Origin of the sequence: Pectobacterium carotovorum (genome assembly GCF_033898505.1) — a bacterium.
Lineage (GTDB): Bacteria > Pseudomonadota > Gammaproteobacteria > Enterobacterales > Enterobacteriaceae > Pectobacterium > Pectobacterium carotovorum_J.
Genome location: NZ_JAXAFK010000002.1, coordinates 290,080 through 315,114 on the forward strand (window position 1 = coordinate 290,080; position 25,035 = coordinate 315,114).

Here is a 25,035-nt window from a genome sequence, read left to right on the forward strand (position 1 = left end):
GTCAGTTGAGATGATTAAACATGACGGCTAAATCTAGTTCCTCTGAGTCCGAACTAAAATCGCTGTTCCAGAACCTTCTCAAGCTTGCTTACCGCCGCACTAAATTTGGCCGGATTTTTAGCATGTAAGGCCGCTAAATTATGCTGTTTCCAACGAATAGCGGGAAGATGTTGAATATCAGGATAGCGATATAGCGACCAGTCAGGGGTGTTTTGCTTATAGCTCAGTAAAAACTGTTTATCCTGAGCAGTAAAGTGAGATCTCAATGCTTGCGGCAGTAAAATCGTCACTGACAAAAGCGATTCCAGCGACGTTGCCTGTTGCGTCATACCCGAAAATTCTTGTTGGTACAGTGTGGTGATACGTGCAATGTCCCAGTTTGGTGCCAGTAGTTCGGTGATGGGACGGGGATGACCAGCCAGATAGCAAAGAAAGCCATCAAAGAGTTCACGTGTGAGGCCCGGTTTCTCCAGCATATTTAGCACGTCAAACAGATCGCGTGGATGCTGGCGATCGAGCGCAGCGCAGATTTTACCGCCGTAAAGATCTGCCAGTGAAACGACATTCATAGTGGTAAAGCCGAATTCCATTTCCACCTGCTCGCATACTGGCATTTCTGCTGGAGGCAACAGCAATCCACGCCAAACCGGGCTGACTTCAATCTTTATCTGCGCATCAGCGGTGTTAACGATGATGCGCTTTTCATCTGCTTTATTATCCTGTCGAATTGCGGTGATCCCCGGCCTGCCGTTCAGCGATTCGGTAATGTGCATCAAGGCATCGTCAATAGCGACTAGATCGGTATCACGATCTATGAAGGTTTGATAAACCAGATCGATATCTACTGATAGGCGAGGGAAATCCTGCACAAACAGATTGATAGCTGTGCCGCCTTTCAGCGCGAAGCAGGGCTCTTTCGCTACATGCGGCAGGGCAGTCATTAATAGCCTGACCTGTTGGGCATAAATATCACGCTGATCCATCTTCGATTCCTTTCGATTTAAATTCCCTGGGAACGGTGATTTGGTAATCCGGTTCCAGCCAGCCGCCGGGGACAATTTGCCTCTTTCCAGCGCCTATTTCTATACCACTTTTATCGAGATACTGAAAATAAGGATGCCCATTACGCTGGGCAAGGTAGAGCATCACCCGGTTGGTTTTTACCGAACGACTGGTGGAAAGCAGCGCCTGTAATCTACGCGGGCTTAGAAGGTGTAGACCCTGAAATAATGCATCGGCATGCTCAAATGATATTTGTGTGGGAACGCCACTGGCGATTTCATACGCGGCAAGCTCTGGAACGCTGCCAGTCAATCGCCGGTCGCCGATTTTTAGCTCTGTCGTGAATGGCATCACATCAACCGACAGGCCTGATGTGTAGATAACGACAAAGGTGGCGGATTTTTCAAAGGCGGCGAACCACACCGGTAGCGTAATGTACGCCGGGAGCGTGAGCCAGATTTGAGGTTTACCCAGTTCGGTATAGTGGGAATAACCTTGTAGCGCAATGCTCGTCAGTCCTGCTACCCGTATTGGTTTTTCCCATTGGGTTTGCAGGCAGTAAACCGCATCTACCCAATCCGGTTCTCGGCCCGTCCGGCAGTAAACGCCGTGCGCGATCCGCCTGAGCCAGCCGTTTTGGACATAGACGTAAGAGAGCTTACGATCTATGCCGTTGCGGGTAAGCCATGATTGGAGCAACACCTGACCGGGCAGCGTGTTTTGCATTAGCCAGTTTAGATAATTAGTCAAATGTCGCCTTTTAATAGACAATTGTGAAAATTATTAAACCATCTTAGGTTTGTCCGTTCTGCATAACAAGACTGAGTTTGATTATTTTGATATATGTCGCTTTTAAATCGACATCTTGTTGAAAATATAAACCATGGGTTGAGCCGAGAAAGTAAGGCCAAAGGTATTCGGTCGGTTTAAACCCCTTGCGGCGCATCGCCGATGGCGCTATCGTTTACCCGCACCTGCAAAATCAGGTGCCGGGATTGGTCTCCTGAAATATACCTTACTGGCGGCATAGGACGCGCTCGCGTCTTTTTTTATGTCGTACGCACGGCTACATCTCAATGGTGGGCCGGGCGGAGGCACCGCAAGGTGCGCCGGTGTCCAGTAAGGCCGGTAAGACCAACTCCGTCCGGTTCCACCACCAGAAGATTGGTCTCTTCGGTGGTGGTTCAAATAATCACTTACTGGAGGCTGCCTTATGGCTACGATCACTACCCACACTCACCCATTACTGACCGTTTCTTTTAGCGCCAAAACGGATTTCATCACGCTGGCCGATCACTGCGAACGCCTCGCCGAAACCTTGACGGAAACCCACGACCCAGCGTTAAAGCTGGCGCTATGTGACAGGCTGGCGGCTTGTCTTGCACTGCTGAGGCCGACGCTGAATGAACCCATTCCACCACATCTGACCGAACGCCTCACCGTGAATACGTTGCCTGCGGATTCTCCTTGTGCTGAACACGATTCCGAACTGCTCTGTGATTACAGCTTTGCACTGGCTCAACTGATGGTGGGTTACGTGCTGCCGCAGGGGATTTCACACCCGTTAACGGTGTTGCTGGGGGAACTGGTTCGCTCTTTTGCTGCTGGGCTGAAAGCACCGCGCTGGGTGCGCACCGCAGACGGCGTGACGTTTATTGATGAGGTGGCCGAATGAATGAGCAAGACTGGCATCCCGCCGATATTATTGCGGCTCTGAAAAAGCGGGGAACATCACTGTCGGCGGTTTCACGTAACGCCGGGCTGGCTTCTTCCACGTTGGCAAATGCGCTGAAAAGGCACTGGCCTAAAGGCGAACGGCTGATTGCGGAAGCGTTGGGTTCATCACCTGAACACGTCTGGCCGTCACGTTATCGTGAATAACCGAATACCGTTCACTGGGGAATTTGATTCCCCAAAAGCAAAAACCCGCCTTTTGGGCGGGTTCTCTGAATTAGTGGTGCCCGGACTCGGACAAACGCCGGAGGCGTTGAACAGCGCGCTTGTCGCGCTGGCCCTGAAAGGGTGAGTCGCTTACGGCGAATAATCGAACGGTGTTCGATGGAGAGTCCATACGCCAGAAACGAAAAACCCCCGCCAAAGGCGAGGGTTAAGAATAAGTGGTGCCCGGACTCGGACAAACGCCGGAGGCGTTGAACAGCGTGCTTGTCGCGCTGGCCCTGAAAGGGTGAGCCGCTTGCGGCGAATAATCGAACGACGTTCGATGGAGAGTCCGAATCTCCCAAAAGCAAAAACCCGCCTTTTGGGCGGGTTCTCTGAATAGTGGTGCCCGGACTCGGAATCGAACCAAGGACACGAGGATTTTCAATCCTCTGCTCTACCGACTGAGCTATCCGGGCAACGGGGCGCATTAAACCGTATTGGCCGCACGGCGTCAACGGGTTTATCAACGAAAGCGCGCAAAACCCTGCTGACTGCCGACTTTTCAGCCAAAATGCGGGCTTTACCGCATTTTGTGCCTGAAATCAGGTGAGTGCGCCGTTTTTGCGGCACAGCGCAAAGCGTAACACATCTTCTGCCAGCCGCTGGGCAGTGGCGATGCTGGCGGCCTGATGCTTGACCAGCAGGTTGCTCAGGCAGCCTTCCAGAATCAATTCCATCTGCTGCGCGACCATTTCGGGATCGTCGGTTTCCAGCTCTTCCAGCAAGTCGCGGGTGTACTGATAAGACGCCAGCTTCTGCTGTTCCGCAATCTGGTGGATAGGGTGATTGATATCAGGGAAGAAGCTGCACGCCGCAATAAACAAGCAGCCCGGATAACGCTGTTTGTTCACCGACTCATGCAGCACCTGATAGCGTGCCAGCAGCTTCTGCTCGATGCTTTTCTCGTCGTCCAAGAGAAGCTGACGCCGCCAGGTATCAACCTGTTGGCTATGGTGGCGCAGGCCGTCGTACAGCAGCGCCTCCCGATCCGGCCAGAATGGCGTCAGTTCCTCTACCGGAATCCCCAGTTTTTCCGCCAGCATATCCAGCGTCGTCATGGCAAATCCGTGCTGCTCCAGCAGAGTAAGCGCATGTTCAAGAACGTCTTCCCGTTGCATTAGGTCTCCTCCAGAAGCACATATAGGTATACCCGTCATACTTCAAGTTGCATGTGCGTTGGCTTCGCTCAGTCACCCGAATCACTTACCGATGTAAGCTCATCGGGATGCCTTCTATTGCCGCCTGCCTGAAACTCGAATTATTTAGGGTATATATCGTCGTTTATGGGCTGAACTTCTGCAAATGTGCCTGAAATTGTTCAGCGTTCATAAAACCGGTGACGCGCGAGCCGGGGATTTCTTTCCCCTGAGCGTCAAAAAAGACGATGGTCGGCAGCCCTAAAACCTGTAGCTTTTTCAGCAGCGCGTTTTGTTCTTCGCGGTTAGCGGTGACGTCCGCCTGTAGCAGCGTGATGCGCGACAGATGGTTTTGCACCGCCGGGTCGCTGAACGTGTATTTCTCGAACTCTTTGCAGGCTACGCACCAGTCAGCGTAAAGATCGAGCATAACAGGCTGAGCGCTCTTTGCCAGCGCGCTGTTGAGATCGGCAATATTGGCGACAGGGGCGAAGTTCAATGCTGAGGTATGAGCTTGCGCCACGCCAGCCGGAGGAAATACCCAGTCCTGCAGCGGTTTGGCGCTGATCACCACACCTGCCAGCAGCAGCAGCTGTACGCCTCGCATCCAGCCTTTGCTGCTGCGCAGCGTCAGCATAAGCGCCCAGCCGAAGAAGGCGATACCCAGTGCGCTCCACAGCCGCATTCCCCACGTTTCGCCCAGAATGCGTTCCAGCAGGAAGACGGGCAGTGCCAGAATAATGAAGCCAAATGCTTCCTTAACATACTGCATCCACGGGCCGCTGCGGGGCAGTAGTTTGTTGCCGAACAGTGTGACCAGAATGAGCGGTAAGCCCATCCCGAGCGCGTAGAGATAAAGCGTGCCGCCGCCTGCCAGCATGTTGCCGCTCTGGGCAATGTAAAGCAGGATAGCGCTGAGCGGGGCGGTGGTGCAGGGGGAACAAATTAGCCCCGCCAGCGCGCCCATGCAGAATACGCCGGTGACGGAGCCGCCTTGCTGACGGTTGCTCCACTCTGTCAGTCGGGTTTGCACCGATGACGGGAGCTGGAGCGTATACAGGCCAAACATGGACAGCGCCAGAACGGCAAACATCACCGACAGGCTAATCAGAATGTACGGATGTTGGAGCGCCGCCTGAAAGCGTAATCCGGCGGCGGCAACAACCAGCCCGAGCAGCGTGTAGGTCAGCGCCATGCCCTGAACGTAGGTCATCGATAGCAGCAGCGTGCGGCGCGGCGTCAGCTGTTCTTTTCTGCCCAGCACCAGGCTGGCAATTAGCGGGTACATCGGCAGGACGCAAGGGGTAAATGCAACGCCGATACCAATCAACAGCGCCCACCACGGCGAGAACGGCATCGGCGTGGCCTGGGGCGGTGCCGTCTGGGCTGATGTGGTATTCGAGGTATCCGTGCCTGCGTTAGCCAGCACTTGGCTGAGAGGAACGACGCGCGTTTCCGGCGGATAGCAGAAACCGGCATCGGCGCAGCCCTGATAGGTGACTTTAACCGTCGCGCCGTTGTCGGCCTGTTGAATCGGAACCGTTAGCGCCAGCCGATCCCGCAGGATAAATACCTGACCGAAGAACTCGTCGTTATGGCTTTCGCCCTGCGGCAGCTCCACATTGCCAAGCGTGGCACCGTTTCCTTCGATCTTGATTTGTGCGCGGTACAGGTAGTAATCGGGATGGATATCCCAGCGCAGGTTGAGCTGGTTATCCTGCTGCTGAAACTCAAAGGCGAAAGCGCCATCGACCGGCAGAAAGCGTGATGTCGTGCTGTTGCCAAACAGTTTCTGACCGAAAGAAGAAGCGGCCACACTGGAGGTGCCGAAAGCCGTCCATAACAGGAAAATCAGCGTAAAGATGCGTTGAGCCATGTCAGATAATCGCTATCGCCCCCGGATACCGGCAGGACTAACAGCTCCGGCGTATCGTAAGGGTGTTGTTGTTTCAGGTGAGTCAGCAGCGCTTGCTGATGTGAGATATCGCTTTTTATCAGCATTTGTACTTCTGATTGCTGTTCGAGCTTGCCTTCCCAGTAGTAGAGCGAACGTGCGCCGGGCAGCAGGGTGACGCAGGCGGCAAGCCGCGCTTCCAGCAGCGAGTCGGCAAGCCGTTGCGCGCAGGCGTCGTCAGGTGCGGTACACAATATGACGACAGCATCGCAAAGCGGGCGGTCAGACATCACATCCTCCGTGTCAGATGAACAAATTCCAGACAACCAGAGCCACACTATACCTTGCTTTATTGTTTGAAGGGAATGAACTGCGCGGGGGGAATGAGGCGGATCGACGAGTTAAGCCGATCCGCAGGGGACTGCCTAAAAGGCAATCGTTAGATCAGGATGCTGCCGAGGATGAAGCCAAATATCACCGACAGCGTAATCGCCAGCACGCCGGGAATCAGGAAGGAGTGGTTAAACACAAACTTGCCGATGCGCGTTGAGCCGGTGTCGTCCATCTCTACGGCGGCCAACAGAGTCGGGTAGGTCGGCAGAACGAACAGGGCGGAAACGGCCGCGAAAGACGCCACTGCCGTGACCGGAGACACGCCCAGCAGCAGTGCCGCAGGCATCAGTGCTTTCGCCGTTGCCGCCTGAGAGTAAAGCAGCGTGGCGGCGAAGAACAGCACAACGGCCAGCATCCACGGGTAGCTTTGCAGCAGCGCGCCTGCGGTATCCTGAATATCGGAAATGTGCGCTTTAACAAAGGTATCGCCCAGCCAGGCCACGCCCATCACGCAGATACAGGCGCTCATGCCGGACTTAAACGTGCTGGCAGAGAGGATGCGCGCGGTGTCGATTTTGCAGGTGATGCAAATCAGCGTGGCGATGGTCAGCATAAAGACCACAATCGCTTCGTTACGCGGCAGAACCGGATTCTGAATCAGCCCAACCGTACCGCTGATCGCCGTGGCATACAGTACGACAGCGACGATGCCGATCAGAAATAGCATCACGGAAAGTTTGGCGCCCGGTTTGATCTCATGCTGGCTATTACCGCGCAGCGTGGTTTCGCCTTTTCTCAGACGTTCCTGATAAATCGGATCGTCTTTCAGCTCTTTGCCTAAGAAGTTGGTCACAATTGCCGTCAGCAGGATTGCCGCCAGCGTGGTAGGAATGCAGATGCCTAACAGCAGCAGATAGCTGACGCCGTGCGGCTCAAGAATACCCGCGACAAACACCACCGCTGCCGAGATTGGCGACGCGGTAATGGCGATTTGCGAGGCGACAACGGCGATAGAGAGCGGACGAGAAGGGCGAATACCCTGCTCTTTGGCGACTTCGGCGATAACCGGCAGAGTGGAAAACGCGGTGTGTCCAGTCCCGGCCAGAATCGTCATGAAGTAGGTGACCAGCGGGGCGAGAAAGGTGACGTATTTCGGGTGTTTACGCAGCAGTTTCTCCGCCAGACTGACCAGATAATCCATTCCGCCCGCCACCTGCATCGCAGCGATGGCGGCGATAACGGCCATGATAATTTCAATGACATCAAAAGGGATGACGCCGGGCTTTATCTGAAACCCCAGCGTAAGAACAAGCACTCCCAGGCCACCGGCGAAACCAATGCCGATGCCTCCCAGTCGTGCCCCCAAATAGATGGCGAGCAGAACGATAAACAACTCAAGACCAAGCATGACTATGCTCCTTAATTACATAATAAAAAATTCATAACTTATTCTTATGGCCGTAGACGGCAAAAAATAAAGGCACGCTGTTCTTCGTGAACGGACGTGCCTGTTGGAATTAGATGTCGGTGTTAGGGAAGCTCGTTTTCATCGGTGTAGCGTTTGGCTTTGTACGCCGGATGCATCAGGTTCTGGATGGAGAAAATGTCATCCAGCTCGGCTTCGGTCAGCAGGCCGCGCTCCAGTACGACTTCACGCACGCTTTTTCCCGTTTCCGCGCAGATTCTGCCGACGATATCGCCGTTGTGGTGGCCGATGAACGGGTTCAGGTACGTCACAATTCCGATGGAGTTGAAGACGTAGGCTTCGCAGACGCTCTTGTTGGCGGAGATGCCGTTGACGCATTTCTCCAGCAGGTTGTAGCAGGCGTTGGTCAGAATGTGGGTCGATTCAAACATCGCCTGACCGATAACTGGCTCCATCACGTTTAACTGTAATTGCCCGGCTTCTGACGCCATCGTGACGCAGGTGTCGTTACCGATGACCTTGAAGCACACCTGATTGACGACTTCCGGCACGACCGGGTTAACCTTGGCGGGCATGATTGAGGAACCTGCCTGTAGCTCTGGCAGGTTGATTTCATTCAGACCAGCACGGGGGCCGGAAGAGAGCAAACGCAGGTCATTACAGATTTTCGACAGCTTCACGGCCAGCCGCTTCAGCGAGCTGTGCACCATGACATAGGCGCCACAGTCTGACGTGGCTTCGATCAAATCTTCCGCTGGCACACACGGCAGGCCGCTGACTTCTGCCAGACGCTGCACTGCCAGTTGCTGATAGCCGTCCGGCGTGTTCAGACGCGTACCGATGGCGGTCGCGCCCAGATTGACTTCAAGCAGCAGTTCCGACGTGCGCAGCAGGTTTTTGATTTCTTCCTGCAACAGCACGTTAAACGCATGAAATTCCTGGCCGAGCGTCATCGGCACTGCGTCCTGCAACTGGGTACGACCCATCTTCAGCACGTCTTCAAATTCTTTGGCTTTACGCTCGAAGCCATCGCTCAACTTCGCTATCGCCTCGGTTAGCTTCAGGACGGACGCATAGACCGCGATACGAAATCCGGTGGGGTAGGCATCATTAGTAGACTGACATTTGTTCAGATGATCGTTGGGATTCAGGTACTGGTATTCGCCTTTCTGGTGGCCCATCAGTTCCAGACCAATATTGGCTAATACTTCGTTGGTATTCATATTGACCGACGTGCCAGCGCCCCCCTGATAGACATCTACCGGAAACTGATCCATGCATTTTCCGTTATTCAGCACTTCGTCACAGGCGCGGATGATGATGTCGGCGATTTTTTTCGGGATAGTTTGCAGTTCTCTGTTCGCCAACGCCGCCGCTTTCTTCACCATGACCATGCCGCGTACGAACTCGGGAATGTCACTGATTTTATTGTTGCTGATATAGAAATTTTCGACGGCGCGCAGCGTATGAACGCCATAATACGCGTCTGCGGGAACTTCTCGGGTGCCTAACAGGTCTTCTTCAATACGGATGTTTTCTGACATGAGAGTGCCTATCCTGTTGTGCGGCTAGTGATGCAACTAGACGCTGTGGGCTGGTGTGTCGGGCGGCGTTATCGTGGGAAACTGTTATCTCAGAAAACGTGCTCTCTCAGGCAAACAGTGTGACCCTGGATAAACCGTCTTATCTCGGCAATAGTCTCGGGATGTTTGACCAACCAAGTATCCATTGCCGTGAGGATATGTCGTTATGAAAGCGAAAAACAGGTGTTTAGATCACTATACTGGCGTTCTCTACCACTACAGTAAATGAACTGTGACTGTAGTCACGAGTCACTATTTTAGAACAATATTCGTGGGGCGGCGGCATTGAAAATGTGCAAGGCCGTCCCCATTTAAGTCACTCATGATGTGCCAGATCGCAGAGCAGGGCGCGCATTTTACCTAATCCATTGGTAGTAAAGTCGATGGGCAGTAACGCGTACTGGGTTTTCAATCGCGATGGGCTTAACACGTTCTTATTCACACACGTTTTTATTAAAACAGTACGCGTAAAACACACAGGAGAACCGGGTGCGCTGGTTACCGTTATTACTTATTTTTCTTTTGGCTTACATCGAGATATCGCTGTTTATTCAGGTGGCTGAGGTGCTGGGCGTCGCTATGACCCTGCTGCTGGTGGTCTTCACGTCCTGCGTGGGGGTCTCACTGGTGCGAAATCAGGGGATGAAGACGCTGGTGCAGATGCAGCAGAAAATGGCAGCAGGTGAAAGCCCGGCGGCTGAAATGGTAAAAAGCGTGTCACTGGTGCTGGCAGGCTTTCTGCTCCTGATTCCGGGTTTCCTGACTGACTTTCTGGGGCTACTGCTTCTGTTGCCACCGGTGCAAAAAAGCCTGACGCTCAAACTGATGCCTCACCTACATATCTGGCGTTCCGGCTCCGGCGCGTCGTCGTCCTCTGGTGGTAACACCTTTGAGGGTGAATACCAGCGCAAGGATGGCGGGAGCGCAAATATTGAACATCGGGACGATCGTGACGACCGTTAACGTCACGATGAACTGAAAAACAGATAAGGATTATCATATTGATAATCCTTATTTTTTATCTGCTGTTTGCGACAAGTGGCCGCCTAACGCAAAAAAAATGAATTTTCTCCCTTGAAGGGCGGTGAAACGTCCCCACTTAGAACACCACAAGGCCAATGATGAAAAGCATAAGCAAAACATCGTCGGCGTTTATCCTAAACCGATATGGACTTTCTCAAAGGAGAGCTATCAATGAATATTCGTCCATTGCATGACCGCGTGATCGTCAAGCGCAAAGAAGTCGAGTCAAAATCTGCTGGCGGTATCGTACTGACTGGTTCCGCTGCTGGTAAATCTACCCGCGGTGAAGTTCTGGCCGTAGGTCACGGACGTATCCTAGAAAATGGCGAAGTGAAGCCGCTGGATGTGAAAGTTGGCGACATCGTTATTTTCAATGATGGCTATGGCGTGAAGGCAGAGAAGATCGATAACGAAGAAGTGTTGATCATGTCTGAAAGCGACATTCTGGCAATTGTTGAAGCGTAATTGCGCGTAATCATCTGAACTGAACGAATTTAAGGGAAATACACCATGGCAGCTAAAGACGTAAAATTCGGTAATGACGCTCGCGTAAAAATGCTGCGCGGCGTAAATGTACTGGCTGATGCAGTGAAGGTTACCCTGGGCCCGAAAGGCCGTAACGTAGTTTTGGATAAATCCTTCGGTGCACCGACCATTACTAAAGACGGCGTATCTGTTGCGCGTGAAATCGAGCTGGAAGACAAGTTCGAGAACATGGGCGCGCAGATGGTGAAAGAAGTTGCCTCTAAAGCGAATGACGCAGCAGGCGACGGCACCACGACCGCAACCGTATTGGCGCAGGCTATCATCACTGAAGGCCTGAAAGCTGTTGCAGCGGGCATGAACCCGATGGATCTGAAGCGCGGTATCGATAAAGCCGTTATCGCCGCTGTTGAAGAGCTGAAAGCACTGTCTGTACCGTGCTCTGACTCTAAAGCTATTGCTCAGGTTGGTACCATCTCTGCTAACTCCGACGAAACCGTAGGCAAAATGATTGCCGAAGCCATGGACAAAGTCGGTAAAGAAGGTGTTATCACCGTTGAAGAAGGTACCGGTCTGCAAGATGAGCTGGACGTGGTTGAAGGTATGCAGTTCGACCGTGGCTACCTGTCTCCTTACTTCATCAACAAGCCGGAAACGGGTGCTGTAGAACTGGAAAGCCCATTCATCCTGCTGGCTGATAAAAAAATCTCCAACATCCGCGAAATGCTGCCAGTACTGGAAGCTGTAGCGAAAGCCGGCAAACCGCTGGTTATCGTTGCTGAAGATGTTGAAGGCGAAGCACTGGCAACGCTGGTGGTTAACACCATGCGTGGTATCGTGAAAGTCGCTGCGGTGAAAGCACCGGGCTTCGGCGACCGTCGTAAAGCGATGCTGCAAGATATCGCGACGCTGACTGGCGGTACCGTTATCTCTGAAGAGATCGGTCTGGAGCTGGAAAAAGCGACGCTGGAAGATCTGGGTCAGGCAAAACGCGTTGTGATCAACAAAGACACCACCACCATCATCGATGGTACGGGTGAAGAAGCTGCGATTCAGGGCCGTGTTGCTCAGATCCGTCAACAGGTTGAAGAAGCAACGTCTGATTACGATCGTGAAAAACTGCAAGAGCGTGTGGCTAAACTGGCTGGCGGCGTAGCCGTTATCAAAGTTGGCGCAGCAACTGAAGTTGAAATGAAAGAGAAGAAAGCACGCGTTGAAGATGCCCTGGCTGCGACTCGCGCTGCGGTAGAAGAAGGCGTGGTTGCTGGTGGTGGTGTGGCGCTGGTTCGCGTTGCAGCGAAACTGGCTTCTCTGACTGCTCAGAACGAAGATCAGAACGTGGGTATCAAAGTGGCGCTGCGCGCGATGGAAGCGCCACTGCGTCAGATCGTTTCCAACGCTGGTGAAGAGCCATCTGTGGTTGCCAACACCGTTAAAGCGGGCGAAGGTAACTACGGTTACAACGCGGCAACGGAAGAATACGGCAACATGATCGACTTCGGTATCCTGGATCCAACCAAGGTAACCCGTTCTGCGCTGCAATACGCGGCTTCTGTTGCAGGTCTGATGATCACCACCGAATGTATGGTAACCGACCTGCCGAAAAGCGATGCGCCTGATTTAGGTGCTGCTGGCGGTATGGGCGGCATGGGTGGTATGGGCGGCATGATGTAATGTGACGCCATTGTCACCGGAAGCCATTTTCTGGTGACAGGAGTCAGGTTACAGAAGTTCGTCTTTCTGTCCTTCCAAGAGCACTATCCGGTCACGATACCGGGTGGTGCTTTTTTTATGCGCCTCATTTCTGTTTAATCAATTCAATGAATTATTGAGGTAAGCGTTGTGCGTTTGCTGATTTCCCGCTGGATCGCCTGATGAGTGAGTAAAGCGGCATCGTTATGGATGTTACGCATCCGCCGCATTGCTGAAATGTTGCCGTATCGTTGATGAATGCGTTTATAGCGTGTTATCGGGGAAGCATTCTGCGCTACAATAGGGGCGTTACTTTATTTACGAATGCGTTATTTGCGAATACTTTTATCTACGAAGTAACCCTGTTTGGAGTAGGGATAATGTCTGACGATGCGTCTACGCTTCTGCGCTCTATTTCCTGGTTTACTGAGCCCCCTTCGGTATTACCTGAGCACATTGGTGACTGGCTGATGGAAACCGGCTCCATGACGCGGCGACTTGAAAAATATTGTGCCCAATTGAAGACCACGCTGTGCAGTGAGAGGTTCATTACGCCACAGGCGCTGGGCGAAGAACGCGAACAGCTGCCGTATAGTGAGCGCTACTGGCTGCGTGAAGTGGTGCTGTATGGTGACGAACGTCCTTGGCTGTTTGGCCGCACCATTGTTCCACAACAGACGCTCGACGGAACGGATTCAGCCCTGACGAAAATCGGTAATCAGCCGTTGGGGCGTTATCTATTTGAGCAAAAATCGCTGACGCGTGACTATATCCATACCGGATGCTGTGAAGGCTTATGGGCGCGGCGTTCCCGCCTGTGTGTCTCCGGTTTTCCGTTACTGTTGACTGAGCTTTTCTTACCGGAATCACCGATTTATTTCAGCCGGTGATGAAGGTTGGCAGGTAATTTGAGGAGATAAATCCTTGGAAAGAAGTGTTACAGCAGGGAAATGGCTGGCTTATTGTCGCTTGATGCGAATTGATAAACCGATAGGTTCTCTGCTGCTGCTGTGGCCAACGCTATGGGCGCTGTGGCTGGCGGGAGGGGGAGTGCCTGCGCCGTGGACGCTCTTTGTGTTTGTCGCTGGCGTTTTCTTGATGCGTGCGGCGGGCTGCGTCATCAATGACTATGCCGATCGACATTTTGACGGCCATGTAAAACGTACCGCTTCTCGCCCGTTGCCCAGCGGTGAGGTGAGCGAGCAAGCTGCCAAAGTGCTGTTTGTCGTGCTGGTCTTGCTGGCGTTCGGCCTGGTGCTGACGCTGAATAAGATGACGATCTGGCTGTCCGTTGCGGGGCTGGGGCTGGCATGGGTCTATCCGTTTATGAAACGGGTCAGCCATCTTCCTCAGTTTGTGCTGGGTGCGGCATTTGGCTGGTCAATCCCGATGGCGTATGCCGCGGTGAGTGAAAGCCTGCCGGTGACCTGCTGGATGATGTTTTTGGCGTATATCTGCTGGACGGTCGCCTACGATACCCAATATGCGATGGTAGACCGCGATGATGACCTGAAGATCGGTGTGAAATCCACCGCGATATTATTTGGCCGCTTTGACAATATTATCATCGGGTTATTGCAGTTTAGCATGCTGGCGCTGCTGCTGATTTTAGGAAAGATCAGCGGATTGGGAACCTCCTATTACATTTCGCTGCTGGTGGCGGCTGGGATGTTTGTCTATCAGCAAATACTCACTGCCGGTCGCGAGCGCGATGCCTGTTTTAAGGCGTTCCACAATAATAAATACGCAGGAATGGCGATATTTATCGGTGTGCTGTTTGGCCTGTAAGCTTGAGCATCAGAGATAAAAAAAGCAGCGATTTCTCGCTGCTTTTTTTATGGCGGAACATTCAGATGTGTTTGTCATGCTAAACGCGCCTGCGGTTTGATGGCGGCGTGTCGTCCGCCATTTCCCGCTGGCTACTCCTGCATCGTCTCTTCCACTGCCTGACTATCGGCTTCCATTTCAGTAGATGAGCTGGCGCTTTCAATGGTCAACCGAACTTCCGGGGTGATCAGATCGCCGAGAATGTTGTAGATCGCCACGATATCGCCTTGCGCAGCTTCCGCGCTGTCGGTGATATACCCTTCTGTCCGTAAGGTAGCGACCAGCGTTGAGAACACAGCTTTATCAAAGAACTCTGGAGCGTTGATACCGTGCAGGACGGACAGGCGTTGTGCCATGTTCCGGCTTTCCTTCTCCAGCGTTCCGCGGTTGATTTCCGGATTCGCACACAGCAACGACAGCGTAATCGCATAGCGTTGCAGCGTTTCACGCACGCCAGCTGACAGCAATTGCAGCGTACGGATACGTGGCGGGTTGATAGCCAGTTCACCGTCACGGCTGCACAGCAGTTGCTGTTGAATCAGTTCGTTAGCCAACGTTTCCAGCACGCCCGGTAACTGCTCTTTGGAATAATGCAGGAACAGCTCGGATTGCAGCAGCGGATAAATCAGCGCGATCTGTCGCACGACTTCGGCAAGCGTAATCCGGCGGTGGTGGATGACGATGCTGGCGATCAGCGACGGTAAGACCAACAGATGCTGGATGTTATTGCGATAGTACGTCATCAGAACGGCCTGCTCGCGCGGCAGAATGATGATATCGCCAATGCTGTCCTTCTCGACTTCGAACTTGTTCATGCTCAGCGCATGTTCCAACAGTTCATCCGCTGTCTTTTTCGGAACCGTAATATCTTTGTGGTAAGGAACCTGGCGCAGCAGTTGCAGATAGCAATCCAGCTGTTCTTGCATTTGCTCGCGTGTCAGTGAGCGCTGGCGCGATGCCAGCAAGGCTGTAGAACACAGGTTCATTGCGTTTGCTGCCGCAGAATTATTGATGCGCACCATGATATCCATAGAGATATCCTGCACCGTCGGCGTTAGCCAGCTTGGGCGCTGTGCTTCAATAGGATCAATCGCGTCACGCCATTGCGGAACATGCTGGTTCAGGTAGGTTGTCAGCGGGAGCGGTTCGCCAAAGTTCACATACCCCTGGCCGAGATTACGCAGTTTGCGCAAACCGCGCACCATCTGCATAAAGCCTTCTTTTTCCTTCACCGCACCGCGCAGCTCTTTCGCATAGGTGCCGACTTCCATCACATGCTCGTAGCCGACATAAATCGGCACCAGCGTGATAGGACGCGTACCGCCTCTGAGCATGGCCTGAATGGTCATGGCCAGTGTACCGGTTTTGGGTTCCAACAGACGACCCGTGCGCGAACGCCCGCCTTCCATGAAGTATTCCACCGAATAGCCGCGGGCAAACAGTTCACCCAGATATTCACGGAAAATCGTGGAATACAGCTTGTTGCCTTTGAAGGTACGGCGAATAAAGAAAGCGCCAAGACGGCGGAAGATCGGGCCTGCCGGCCAGAAATTCAGGTTGATACCGGCGGCGATGTGCGGCGGCACTAAGCCCTGATGGTACAGGACATAGGACAGCAGCAAATAGTCCATATGGCTGCGGTGGCAGGGCACATAGACAATGCCGTGACCATCCTGCGCCAACTGACGAACGCGTTCGGCGTTATGGACGTTGATCCCTTGATAAAGGCGGTTCCACGTCCAGCTTAAGACGCGATCCGACAGACGCACGGCTTCGTAGGAGAAGTCGGCGGCGATTTCTTCCATCAGCGCAATCGCGTTCTGCTGCGCTTTCTCAGTAGAAATCTTCTTACTGCGCGCCTCATCGTCTACGGCTTTCTTGATTGCTTTGGAATCCAGCAGCTTATTAAACAGCTCCTGACGTACCGGCAAACGCGGGCCAACCGCCGCCAAACGCTGGCGGGAGAAGTGCATACGCGCGACGCGCGCCAGTTTGTGGGCTATGGTTTTGTCAGTACCATGTTCGGTCGCCATATAGCGCAGCGACACCGGGCTGGAGAAGCGGACAAAGCTGTCTCGGCCTAGCCACAGGACGGCGAAGAATTTCTCAATGCCGTTGAGCAAGCGCAGGTGTGGTGCGGCCTGAGCGTGGCTTTCCCGACCCGGAGAACGCCCAAACATTACAGAAACCGGCACCATCTGTACGTCTAAATCTGGATTAGCGCGATGCAAATCCAGATAGTCGTGGAACAGCTTGACGGATTTCTGCTTGGGAACGTAATAGCGAAAGACGCGCGGCCCGTCATTAATAAAGACGTGGCTGGGGAGTTCGACGCCGTTGAATTCGAACGACTGCGAGGGATCGGGTAACCCCAATGCCAGGCACTTCGCACGTAGCGTCAAGAGATCTGCCTGAGAGTTATAAGGCAGAACATAGAGTATAGGACGTGAGGGATCTAACCCTAGCTCGACCACGGGATCTGCGGGAATAACTTTGCTTTTAACCAGCAGTTTTAGTGGGAGATTCAATAGTTTATAGTAAATTTTACGCCAACCTGACATAACAACTTGGAGCCTCTTGTTAGCAATGCGCCGCAAGGATACCAGAAACTGCGCCGGAGATCTGTGGTGATGAGACAACGTAGGTGCGTTAAAATGCGAACTATTTTGCGTAAATAATGGAGGATAAATGAATAAAGCAACGGGGATGACCCGGATTATTAAGGCGACCGGTTATTCCCTTAAGGGGCTAAAGCAGGCGTGGCAGCATGAGGCGGCGTTTCGTCAGGAAACAATACTGACGATTGTCGGCGTGATTATTGCGTGTTTGCTGCCAGTTACGCTGGTCGAAAAACTGCTGCTGATCGGGTCTGTCGTATTGATTATGCTTTTTGAGTTGGCTAATAGCGCGATTGAAGCAGTTGTCGATCGTATTGGCCCTGAGCATCACGAATTATCCGGAAGGGCGAAAGATATCGGCTCGGCGGCTGTTTTTGTTGCCATCGTGTTAGCCGCTGTCGTGTGGGGCAGCATCCTCTGGCAACATTTTGCCTGACGGTACGCATAAATGAATAAAAGTCAGAGGCTTTGCCGATATCTCCATTCCCAATTGTGGCTTACCTGTATATACTCACAGCAAGACTGTATAAACAACCAGGGGGCGGAATGAAAGTATTAACAGCAAGGCAGCAGCAGGTTTATGACCTGATCCGCGATCATATTGCGCAGACCGGAATGCCGCCAACGCGCGCGGAAATTGCTCAACAGCTGGGGTTTCGCTCTCCCAATGCGGCTGAAGAACATCTGAAAGCGCTGGCGCGTAAAGGTGTGATTGAAATTGTATCGGGTGCTTCTCGCGGTATTCGTCTGCTGATGGAAGAAGAGACGGGTATTCCTCTGGTTGGTCGCGTGGCTGCAGGTGAGCCTCTGCTGGCGCAGGAACATATCGAATGTCACTATCAGGTTGACCCAGCCATGTTCAAACCCAGCGCTGACTTTTTGCTGCGGGTGAGCGGTATGTCGATGAAAGATATTGGTATTATGGATGGCGATTTACTGGCCGTGCATAAAACAGAAGATGTACGCAACGGTCAGATTGTCGTCGCACGTATTGATGATGAAGTGACGGTGAAGCGCCTGAAAAAGCAGGGCAATACAGTGCATCTTCTCGCGGAAAACGAAGAGTTTGCCCCCATTGTTGTCGACCTGCGTCAACAAAGCTTTTCGATAGAAGGCTTAGCGGTTGGCGTCATTCGTAACAGTGACTGGAGCTAACGATTCACCGAGATGCACTGCTCGTCTGTTTGAGTCAGTGCATCATCCTCTTTGTGTTAATTGCTTCATGTGCTAGTCACTTTATGTGTGGGTTGCCCCCGTGTGTTAATCTGCTGGCTGTATATATTTCGTTACATTTAGCGTGCGTTTTCTGCGATTCCTCTTACCACCTGTTTTTCCTCTGCTTTTGCGGTGATTTTCTCTTTCTTAACGTCTTGCCCAGTTACTGATTCCTGGTTTTTCATTTTAAGTGAAATATTCGGCTATAATTTTTATCAAGGTAAGCATTTTAATCTTGATTTGGTCGTTTGGTGATTGATTACCAGCCATCACATTTAGGTTAGCCCGGCAGTCAAGGGAGACAGTGGCGAAGAACACCGTGATGGTTCACACCATGATGACGCTGCTTACTGAATAGACCGATTTATCTGACACTGACGCCTACGTCGGTAGTCATGATTCATTTATGCGCAATACACCTAAGGTATGGAGATTCTTATGAATAAAGACCAAGCCAGCGGTAACTGGAAACAGTTTAAAGGTAAAGCGAAAGAGCAATGGGGTAAATTAACGGATGACGATCTGACGGTCATCGAAGGTAAGCGTGACCAACTGGTAGGGAGAATCCAGGAGCGTTACGGGTACGCAAAAGAAGCGGCAGAGAAAGAAGTGAAGCACTGGGAAGAGCACCACAAATATCACTGGTAGTGAACGCGATAGCTCTTCGCTGAAAGGACGATAGCCCTCGGGGCTATCGTTTTTTAATAGAGATTAACGCTTTTTAATCGGAACCGTATGGTCGTGATCGCAATGATCCGGCTGATTGCACGATGCCACTTCCTGACAGCCACCACACAGCCCGTGAGCTTCCACAACGCTGTGGCGTAGCGTAAATCCTGACTGCTGTGCCAGACTACGCAGCGTTTCTTCTACACCTTCGGTTTGACGTTCTGTAACCTGTCCGCAGCGATCGCAGATGAACAGAGCTGACGTATGGCTGTGGTCTTCGATATGGTGACACAGCACGTAGCTGTTGTTTGACTCGACGCGATGAATGAAGCCTTGTTCCAGCAGAAAATCCAGTGCGCGATAGACGGTCGGCGGTTTCGCCTGAGGTTCGGAAACGCGCAGCAGATCCAGCAGGTCATAAGCGCTGATAGCACCGGACTGCTGTGCCATTAGGCGTAAAACCTCTAACCGCTGCGGCGTGAGACGCACAGCGCGCTGCTGACAAATCTGTTCAGCCTGGGCAAGAAGTTTGTCCTGTTTGGTTGAATCCATTGTCATATCACCCTGACGCATTGAGGAACAAGACGGATATCTTACCACGACTGAATAAAAACGCCGAACTGGCGGCGTTTTCCTGCAAAAACCACTTCCTGTAAAAACAACGGACAGAACGCTACACGACCAGGTCGATGAGCAGCGCTCGCAAAGGTGCTTCTGCCTGTAGCGTCAACGCTGCTTCTTCTTTAATAAAGGCACCGTCGCCGCAGTGTAGGGCTTCACTGTGCTGACCGCCTTTTACCACCATTGAACCGTGGATCAACTGGAGGTATGCCTGATTGCCCTGTAGTGCGATCGTGCTTTGCTCATTCTGCTGGAGATCGACATGATGGATCCAAACCTGCTGGCGTAGTTGCAGGCTGGTCTGTTCACCTTCCGGCGAGGCAAGCAGAGTATGGCTTGATGGATCTAATTCCATGCGCTGTAACGGGCTGTTCTCTCGGGTCTGGCAGGCGTTCAGCCATAGTTGCAGCCTCGTCAGTGGCTTACTGGCGTTGGTATTATGTTCGCTATAGCTGACGTTTGGCTGAGTGGCGAGCAACAGCACATCTCCGGCTTTGGCCTGAATGTGGCAACCGTTGCTGTCGCGGTATTCTGCCTCACCCTGAAGAATAATATTCAGGATATCAACCCGTGGGTAGGTTCGCGGCTGGAATGATGCCCCCGGCGCCAATACTTCCTGATTGAGCACGCGCAGAGAGGCGTAGCCCAGCAGCTGTGGGTCAAAATAGTGACCAAAAGAGAATGTATAGCGTGCCTGCAACCAGCCATAGTCGGCCTGGCCGCATTGCCCCGCTGCTCTTCGTGTGATCATAATCTTTATCCCCCCAGATAATTATTTCTTAAACCGATAGTAATTGTGTGGACGTTGGATTGTTAGCTAGTTAATCTGGTGGGTATATTCAAAATTCCTGAATGAGTACGAAGATGGCGAAAGAACGAGCATTGACGCTGGAAGCCTTGAGGGTTATGGATGCGATCGATCGTCGTGGCAGCTTTGCCGCTGCGGCAGACGAACTGGGTAGAGTGCCTTCGGCGCTGAGCTATACCATGCAGAAACTGGAAGAAGAGTTGGATGTGGTGTTGTTCGATCGTTCCGGACATCGTACTAAATTCACGAATGTCGGGCGCATGCTACTGGAACGTGGGCGTATCCTGCTGGAAGCCGCGGATAAGCTCACTACGGATGCGGAAGCACTGGCACGCGGCTGGGAAACGCACCTGACGATTGTGACGGAAGCGCTTATTCCGACTCAGCGACTTTTTCCCTTAATCGATAAGCTGGCGCTCAAAGCGAATACGCAGGTGTCGATTCTGACGGAAGTGCTGGCGGGTGCGTGGGAGCGTCTTGAGCAAGGGCGTGCCGATATCGTGATTGCGCCGGACATGCATTTTCGCGCCTCTTCAGAAATGAATACCCGCAAGCTGTACACGATGAATAACGTCTATGTCGCCAGCCCAGAGCACCCGATTCATCAGGAACCTGAACCGCTGTCGGATGCGACCCGGGTGAAATACCGTGGAATTGCGGTGGCGGACACGGCGCGTGAGCGCCCGGTTCTGACCGTGCAACTGTTGGATAAACAGCAGCGTCTGACGGTGAGCTCGCTGGATGATAAGCGGCGTGCGCTGCTGGCGGGATTAGGTGTTGCGACCATGCCTTATCCAATGGTTGCACAAGATATTGCCGAAGGGCGTTTACTGGTGATTGGTCCGGAGCATCAGATGGAAAGCCAGATTATTATGGCATGGCGGCGAGACAGCATGGGCGAGGCGAAATCCTGGTTCCTGCGTGAAATTCCGAAGTTGCTGAACCAGCCCTAAATCCCGCGCTTTTTGCGGCAAGGTGTGGGCCACACCTTGCCGTGCACTTCATTACTAATCGACAAACGCCTCAGTATAAACTGACAAACGTCTTATCACGCTGATGAGGCTGGTTCAGATCCTGCTCTGGACCCAGCGAAATCACGCCATGCGGATTAATGGTGCCGTGGCTACGATAGTAGTGGTGACGAATGTGTGCCATATCGACGGTATCGGCGATGCCGGGCATCTGATAAATATCACGCAGAAAACCGAACAGGTTTGGATAATCACTCAGACGATATTTATCGCATTTAAAATGCGTGTGATAGACCGGATCGAAACGGATCAGCGTCGTCCACAGCCGCAGATCGGCTTCGGTTAACTGCTCACCGGTGAGATAGCGCTGTTTTGCCAGTATGGCTTCCAGATCGGATAACGCGGCGAAAACGGTCGTCGCGGATTCATCATAGGCTGACTGACTCGTTGCAAAACCGGCTTTGTAAACGCCGTTGTTGACCTTGTCGTAAATCCAGCCGTTCAATTCATCAATCTGAGTGCGTAGCGCTTCTGGATAGTAATCTCCCGCCGTGGCTCCTACGCCGTCAAAAGCGCTGTTCAGCATACGGATGATATCGGCGGATTCGTTACTGACGATGGTGTGCTGCTCGGTGTCCCACAGGACGGGCACGGTCACCCGACCGCTGTAGTCCGGTTTGGCGTGCAGGTAGAGTTGGTAGAGGAATTCGTGCTGATAGAGCGAATCACCCGTCGCGCCCTCAAAATCGGTACCGAACGTCCAGCCGTGATCGAGCATGAGCGGATGAACCACCGAAACCGCGATATGATCTTCTAATCCCTTCAACTGCCGCATGAGCAGCGTGCGGTGTGCCCACGGACAGGCGAGCGAAACATAGAGATGATAACGACCGGATTGGGCGGGAAAGCCGCCTTTGCCGGTGAGGCCGGGTGCGCCATCGGGCGTTACCCAGTTGCGGAATGCGGATTCTGAACGCTTAAAGTGACCGCCGGTAGATTTGGTTTCATACCAGGTATCGTGCCATACGCCGTCAACCAGTTGTCCCATAAATCCTCCCGTTAGTGAGTGATGATAAGACGACGGCAAGCCTGGTATGCTTGCCGTCTAATTCGTTATTCGACTATTAAGTGTAGTACAGGCCGGACAAGGCTTGTCTTACCACTTTTTGCCCAGCAGGCGGTCGATGCTGAATGCGCCAGGACCTGTTACAGCCAGCAGGAGGTAGCCACCAGCGATGGTCAGGTTTTTCATGAACATCAGTTGGTTCATGCCTTCCGCAAAGTTAGAGTGGAAAATCAGTGCGGTCAGCAGCGTAAAGCCCGCGGTGAACAGTGCAACGGTACGCGTCAGCAGACCGAACAGCACCGCCAGACCACCACCCAGTTCCAGCAGAATCGTCAGCGGCAGCAGGAAGGTCGGTACGCCCATCGCCTGCATATATTGTTGTGTGCCTGCGTAGGCATCACCCAGCTTACCGTAACCTGCAACGATAAACAGAATCGGCATTAAGATACGTGCAACCAGCAGTGCAGTGCTTTCTAAATTTTTCATCATCTCTCCAATTGATTTTGTTGTGGGCTATATCGCCCTGTTGTGTTTGTTGTAGCAGGTGTTGTCTGAAAACTTGGCCCGCCATCAGGTTATGGGCAGATAGTATAGAGAGATGATTTACGCTGCCAGCGAGTATAATTGTTGTTTTATTTCAGAAAAATTGATGTTTGGTTAAGTTACAAGAACGCGCCGCCATGACGTGAGCGCGTTGGGCAAAAGTGAGATGAAAAATGCCGTACAGGAAAGGCAGAGCGCCGATGCGATAGGAAGGATTACGGACGTGGATCAAACGTTTTGCGAACGAGCCTGAATGTTCCCCACAGCCCAACGAGGCGGCGTCCCCAGCGAATCATACGACTGGGGTGGCGCACGCCATAGAGCGCCACGAGGCTGGAGCCAACGATCCAGTATTTACGCCACTGCATAAGACTTTGCCAGCCGCGATCGTAACGGGCGGTGGTGTCCAGCCAGTGTTTCTTACCTGCCGATAAATCCAGCCGCTGCTGCTGTATCTGGCGCAGTAGCTGGGCTTTTTCTCTGTCTCGCTGTTGACGCTGGCTCATTTGGGATCTTCCTCCAACAGCGATCTGTCAGTCGCCAGCTCCTTACGTGTGGCTTTGAGCAGGGTGGAACGACGTACCTTCAGCAGCGTCCAGACGCCGCCTATCAGCGCTAGCCCAAGCAATGTGGCGGTGATACACCCCAGCGCAAAGAGACGATATTGCGGGTCGATGCCCCAGATGATGAGCGCAATCAGGCTCATAATGCCAAAAGTGGCGAAAATCAGCGTCAGACCGACCATCATCAGCAACTGAATCAGATTGGTTTTTTCTTCCTCTAATTCAATTACGGCGAGTCGGACACGGCTTTCCACCATGCTGACAATAATGGAGATGATGCGCTGAGCAGAAGCCATGACCCCGCTTGCGGGGCCTTGTTGTGATTTATCCGTCATAACGATCCGCTAATTAGCGACGAGACAACAGGACGCCAAGCACGACGCCGACAGCAGCACCAATACCGACACCGGTCCACGGGTTCTGACGTACATAGTCGTCCGCAGATTCAACCGCTTCTTTGGTTTGGGAGGCGATGCGCTCACCGGTATCGCTCAGACGGCTACGGGTTTCTTTCAGCGCGCTCTCTGCTTTATTGCGCAGTTTGTCGAGTTCCGCTTTAGATTTATCGCTGGAGGTGCTTAATACTTCTTCCAGCGTATCCGCCAGTGATTTCAATTCGGCGCGTAGGTATTCAGAATTTTGATCTTTAGCCATATTAATAACCCTTCGTGTTATAAACCTGAACGTTAACTATAGCTGAAGCTGAAATTTATGCCGCCCCAAACGGGTACGGACAATTCTGATAACTCGCTGTAAATTTTAGTGATTTGGTTTTTGAATATAAAATGAACAATTGCTGTGTGTTTTATAGGGACAATATATTGATGGGTTATTGCGATGCGGCACGTTCCGCTGCGCGTAATTCCTGCTCGGCTTCAGCCAGCTTTCTTTCGCGCTTGAGGATCTTTTCGGCGTCATCCCCTTTCTGCCGGCTTTCGTTCAGTTCCTGCTGGCGTTCAGCGACGTCTTTACGCTTTTCCGCAATCGCTTCCTGACGCTTCTCAGCCAGACCAGCATCCGTACAGTGGGTTTTCACGCCGTCCAGCGCCTTCTCCAGCCCATTGATGCGGTTCTGATTGCCGTGCTTACGCGCTTCATCGATTTGGCGCTGAATATCCTGCGCTTTCTGCTGACAGGTTTCCACTTGATTGGCGGTATTCGCCAGCGCGTGGCCGGAAAGCAGGACAGATAATGCAATGATGGATGGAAATTGTTTCATCTTCGTCACCCCAGTTTGGATTGTTTCTGTGTCAGTTTCTGCTGCCAGAACGGTGTCGGGGTTGTCGCCTGCTGCGCGGTAATGGTGACTTTGGGCAGAGACAATCGCAGGACATCTCTGGCAGCGATACTCTGTTCTGGCGAGGCAAGACGGACGATCAGGCTATCTTGCTCTGGTGTAATGCTTTTGATCGCAATGCCTTTTTCATTAAGACGCTGATACACGTAAAAGCCATCTGGCAGCGCGGCGCCATCGTCAGGCTTGATGTGCAGCATCGCATCATCCTGGGAATGGCGAGGCGACTGGGACTGCGTCAAGGCGATAATGGGCAGGGCAAGCAATATCAGTATGCGGCCTACTTTTCTGGGGGTAAGTTTAGGGAATAACCAGCGGATTGACACG

The 25,035-nt window shown here is 52.6% G+C and carries 29 protein-coding genes and 1 tRNA gene; 12 read left to right on the forward strand and 18 right to left on the reverse strand.

Features of this window, described 5'->3' with window-relative positions; genetic code table 11:
* Window positions 1-53: 53 nt before the first annotated feature.
* Together R9X49_RS13310 and R9X49_RS13315 are read right to left on the reverse strand one after the other, a co-directional pair.
* A complete protein-coding gene (locus R9X49_RS13310) occupies window positions 54-983 on the reverse strand; it encodes a nucleotidyl transferase AbiEii/AbiGii toxin family protein (protein ID WP_319848865.1) in 930 nt (309 codons plus the stop codon).
* On the reverse strand, window positions 970-1,752 hold the full coding sequence (locus tag R9X49_RS13315) for a type IV toxin-antitoxin system AbiEi family antitoxin domain-containing protein (RefSeq protein WP_319848866.1): 783 nt from the start codon (window positions 1,750-1,752) through the stop codon (window positions 970-972). Before R9X49_RS13315 ends, R9X49_RS13310 begins: the two co-directional genes overlap by 14 nt.
* Before the next feature lie 326 nt (window positions 1,753-2,078).
* On the opposite strand from R9X49_RS13315, the gene R9X49_RS13320 reads away from it, so the two are divergent.
* The 3 genes from R9X49_RS13320 to R9X49_RS13330 are packed head-to-tail and all read left to right on the forward strand — an operon-like array spanning window position 2,079 to window position 2,883.
* Window positions 2,079-2,252, forward strand: a complete 174-nt coding sequence (locus R9X49_RS13320) for an ash family protein (RefSeq protein ID WP_072012970.1) — start codon at window positions 2,079-2,081, stop codon at window positions 2,250-2,252.
* Complete coding sequence (locus R9X49_RS13325; protein WP_319848867.1) at window positions 2,216-2,677, forward strand: hypothetical protein; 462 nt, start codon at window positions 2,216-2,218, stop codon at window positions 2,675-2,677. Before R9X49_RS13320 ends, R9X49_RS13325 begins: the two co-directional genes overlap by 37 nt.
* Window positions 2,674-2,883, forward strand: a complete 210-nt coding sequence (locus tag R9X49_RS13330) for a helix-turn-helix transcriptional regulator (RefSeq protein ID WP_319848868.1) — start codon at window positions 2,674-2,676, stop codon at window positions 2,881-2,883. The genes R9X49_RS13325 and R9X49_RS13330 overlap by 4 nt, the downstream gene beginning before the upstream one ends.
* Before the next feature lie 400 nt (window positions 2,884-3,283).
* On the opposite strand, the gene R9X49_RS13335 is transcribed toward R9X49_RS13330, so the two are convergent.
* From R9X49_RS13335 to aspA, 6 genes are all read right to left on the reverse strand, one after another.
* A tRNA-Phe gene (locus R9X49_RS13335) sits at window positions 3,284-3,359 on the reverse strand.
* A gap of 126 nt (window positions 3,360-3,485) precedes the next feature.
* A complete protein-coding gene (locus R9X49_RS13340; RefSeq protein ID WP_319848869.1) occupies window positions 3,486-4,061 on the reverse strand; it encodes a transcriptional regulator in 576 nt (191 codons plus the stop codon).
* A 163-nt stretch (window positions 4,062-4,224) separates the two neighbouring features.
* On the reverse strand, window positions 4,225-5,955 hold the full coding sequence (locus R9X49_RS13345) for a protein-disulfide reductase DsbD (RefSeq protein ID WP_319848870.1): 1,731 nt from the start codon (window positions 5,953-5,955) through the stop codon (window positions 4,225-4,227).
* Complete coding sequence (cutA, locus tag R9X49_RS13350; RefSeq protein ID WP_319848871.1) at window positions 5,931-6,263, reverse strand: divalent cation tolerance protein CutA; 333 nt, start codon at window positions 6,261-6,263, stop codon at window positions 5,931-5,933. The genes R9X49_RS13345 and cutA overlap by 25 nt, the downstream gene beginning before the upstream one ends.
* Before the next feature lie 149 nt (window positions 6,264-6,412).
* The gene (locus R9X49_RS13355; RefSeq protein ID WP_319848872.1) at window positions 6,413-7,714 is read right to left on the reverse strand and encodes an anaerobic C4-dicarboxylate transporter; all 1,302 of its coding nucleotides are present in this window, start codon (window positions 7,712-7,714) and stop codon (window positions 6,413-6,415) included.
* A gap of 122 nt (window positions 7,715-7,836) precedes the next feature.
* Entirely contained in the window at window positions 7,837-9,276 is a 1,440-nt protein-coding gene (aspA, locus tag R9X49_RS13360; RefSeq protein ID WP_319848873.1) for an aspartate ammonia-lyase, read from the reverse strand.
* Window positions 9,277-9,804: 528 nt separating this feature from the next.
* Here aspA and R9X49_RS13365 point away from each other — a divergent pair.
* From R9X49_RS13365 to ubiA, 5 genes are all read left to right on the forward strand, one after another.
* Window positions 9,805-10,278, forward strand: coding sequence for an FxsA family protein (locus tag R9X49_RS13365; protein WP_012773216.1), 474 nt, complete (start codon window positions 9,805-9,807; stop codon window positions 10,276-10,278).
* A gap of 231 nt (window positions 10,279-10,509) precedes the next feature.
* Window positions 10,510-10,803: a co-chaperone GroES gene (locus R9X49_RS13370; RefSeq protein WP_005971295.1), complete on the forward strand. Its 294-nt coding sequence runs from the start codon at window positions 10,510-10,512 to the stop codon at window positions 10,801-10,803.
* A 45-nt stretch (window positions 10,804-10,848) separates the two neighbouring features.
* Window positions 10,849-12,495 (forward strand): chaperonin GroEL, encoded by a 1,647-nt coding sequence (groL, locus tag R9X49_RS13375; RefSeq protein ID WP_012773217.1) that lies wholly within the window; start codon window positions 10,849-10,851, stop codon window positions 12,493-12,495.
* 398 nt (window positions 12,496-12,893) lie between these two features.
* Window positions 12,894-13,403, forward strand: a complete 510-nt coding sequence (ubiC, locus tag R9X49_RS13380; RefSeq protein WP_319848874.1) for a chorismate lyase — start codon at window positions 12,894-12,896, stop codon at window positions 13,401-13,403.
* A 34-nt stretch (window positions 13,404-13,437) separates the two neighbouring features.
* Window positions 13,438-14,301 carry a 4-hydroxybenzoate octaprenyltransferase gene (ubiA, locus tag R9X49_RS13385; RefSeq protein WP_319848876.1) on the forward strand — a complete coding sequence of 288 codons (864 nt, stop codon included), beginning with the start codon at window positions 13,438-13,440 and terminating at the stop codon, window positions 14,299-14,301.
* A 131-nt stretch (window positions 14,302-14,432) separates the two neighbouring features.
* Here ubiA and plsB read toward each other — a convergent pair whose 3' ends face one another.
* The gene (plsB, locus tag R9X49_RS13390; RefSeq protein WP_319848879.1) at window positions 14,433-16,901 is read right to left on the reverse strand and encodes a glycerol-3-phosphate 1-O-acyltransferase PlsB; all 2,469 of its coding nucleotides are present in this window, start codon (window positions 16,899-16,901) and stop codon (window positions 14,433-14,435) included.
* Between the two features lie 127 nt (window positions 16,902-17,028).
* Here plsB and R9X49_RS13395 point away from each other — a divergent pair, with 127 nt between their 5' ends.
* The 3 genes from R9X49_RS13395 to R9X49_RS13405 all read left to right on the forward strand — a co-directional run bounded on the left by R9X49_RS13395 (window position 17,029) and on the right by R9X49_RS13405 (window position 18,821).
* Window positions 17,029-17,394 (forward strand): diacylglycerol kinase, encoded by a 366-nt coding sequence (locus tag R9X49_RS13395; RefSeq protein WP_319848880.1) that lies wholly within the window; start codon window positions 17,029-17,031, stop codon window positions 17,392-17,394.
* A 110-nt stretch (window positions 17,395-17,504) separates the two neighbouring features.
* Window positions 17,505-18,113: a transcriptional repressor LexA gene (gene lexA, locus R9X49_RS13400; RefSeq protein ID WP_010282910.1), complete on the forward strand. Its 609-nt coding sequence runs from the start codon at window positions 17,505-17,507 to the stop codon at window positions 18,111-18,113.
* Window positions 18,114-18,611: 498 nt separating this feature from the next.
* A complete protein-coding gene (locus R9X49_RS13405) occupies window positions 18,612-18,821 on the forward strand; it encodes a CsbD family protein (RefSeq protein ID WP_010298839.1) in 210 nt (69 codons plus the stop codon).
* A 63-nt stretch (window positions 18,822-18,884) separates the two neighbouring features.
* Here the strand turns inward: R9X49_RS13405 and zur are convergent, their stop codons facing one another.
* On the reverse strand, window positions 18,885-19,394 hold the full coding sequence (zur, locus tag R9X49_RS13410) for a zinc uptake transcriptional repressor Zur (RefSeq protein ID WP_319848881.1): 510 nt from the start codon (window positions 19,392-19,394) through the stop codon (window positions 18,885-18,887).
* 121 nt (window positions 19,395-19,515) lie between these two features.
* The gene (locus tag R9X49_RS13415) at window positions 19,516-20,214 is read right to left on the reverse strand and encodes a pirin family protein (protein ID WP_319848882.1); all 699 of its coding nucleotides are present in this window, start codon (window positions 20,212-20,214) and stop codon (window positions 19,516-19,518) included.
* A gap of 113 nt (window positions 20,215-20,327) precedes the next feature.
* Here R9X49_RS13415 and R9X49_RS13420 point away from each other — a divergent pair, with 113 nt between their 5' ends.
* On the forward strand, window positions 20,328-21,224 hold the full coding sequence (locus tag R9X49_RS13420) for a LysR family transcriptional regulator (RefSeq protein ID WP_039352134.1): 897 nt from the start codon (window positions 20,328-20,330) through the stop codon (window positions 21,222-21,224).
* Window positions 21,225-21,294: 70 nt separating this feature from the next.
* On the opposite strand, the gene R9X49_RS13425 is transcribed toward R9X49_RS13420, so the two are convergent.
* From R9X49_RS13425 to mzrA, 7 genes are all read right to left on the reverse strand, one after another.
* Window positions 21,295-22,290, reverse strand: coding sequence for a glutathione S-transferase family protein (locus R9X49_RS13425; protein ID WP_319848883.1), 996 nt, complete (start codon window positions 22,288-22,290; stop codon window positions 21,295-21,297).
* A gap of 108 nt (window positions 22,291-22,398) precedes the next feature.
* Window positions 22,399-22,794 carry a DoxX family protein gene (locus R9X49_RS13430; protein ID WP_010298854.1) on the reverse strand — a complete coding sequence of 132 codons (396 nt, stop codon included), beginning with the start codon at window positions 22,792-22,794 and terminating at the stop codon, window positions 22,399-22,401.
* 272 nt (window positions 22,795-23,066) lie between these two features.
* Window positions 23,067-23,357 carry a YqjK-like family protein gene (locus R9X49_RS13435; protein ID WP_319848885.1) on the reverse strand — a complete coding sequence of 97 codons (291 nt, stop codon included), beginning with the start codon at window positions 23,355-23,357 and terminating at the stop codon, window positions 23,067-23,069.
* Complete coding sequence (locus R9X49_RS13440) at window positions 23,354-23,749, reverse strand: phage holin family protein (RefSeq protein WP_012773229.1); 396 nt, start codon at window positions 23,747-23,749, stop codon at window positions 23,354-23,356. The genes R9X49_RS13435 and R9X49_RS13440 overlap by 4 nt, the downstream gene beginning before the upstream one ends.
* Window positions 23,750-23,762: 13 nt before the next feature.
* On the reverse strand, window positions 23,763-24,068 hold the full coding sequence (locus tag R9X49_RS13445; RefSeq protein ID WP_005971326.1) for a DUF883 family protein: 306 nt from the start codon (window positions 24,066-24,068) through the stop codon (window positions 23,763-23,765).
* Between the two features lie 175 nt (window positions 24,069-24,243).
* A complete protein-coding gene (locus tag R9X49_RS13450) occupies window positions 24,244-24,633 on the reverse strand; it encodes a DUF1090 domain-containing protein (RefSeq protein ID WP_319848886.1) in 390 nt (129 codons plus the stop codon).
* A gap of 5 nt (window positions 24,634-24,638) precedes the next feature.
* Window positions 24,639-25,034, reverse strand: coding sequence for an EnvZ/OmpR regulon moderator MzrA (gene mzrA / locus R9X49_RS13455; protein ID WP_271875963.1), 396 nt, complete (start codon window positions 25,032-25,034; stop codon window positions 24,639-24,641).
* Window position 25,035 lies beyond the last annotated feature (1 nt).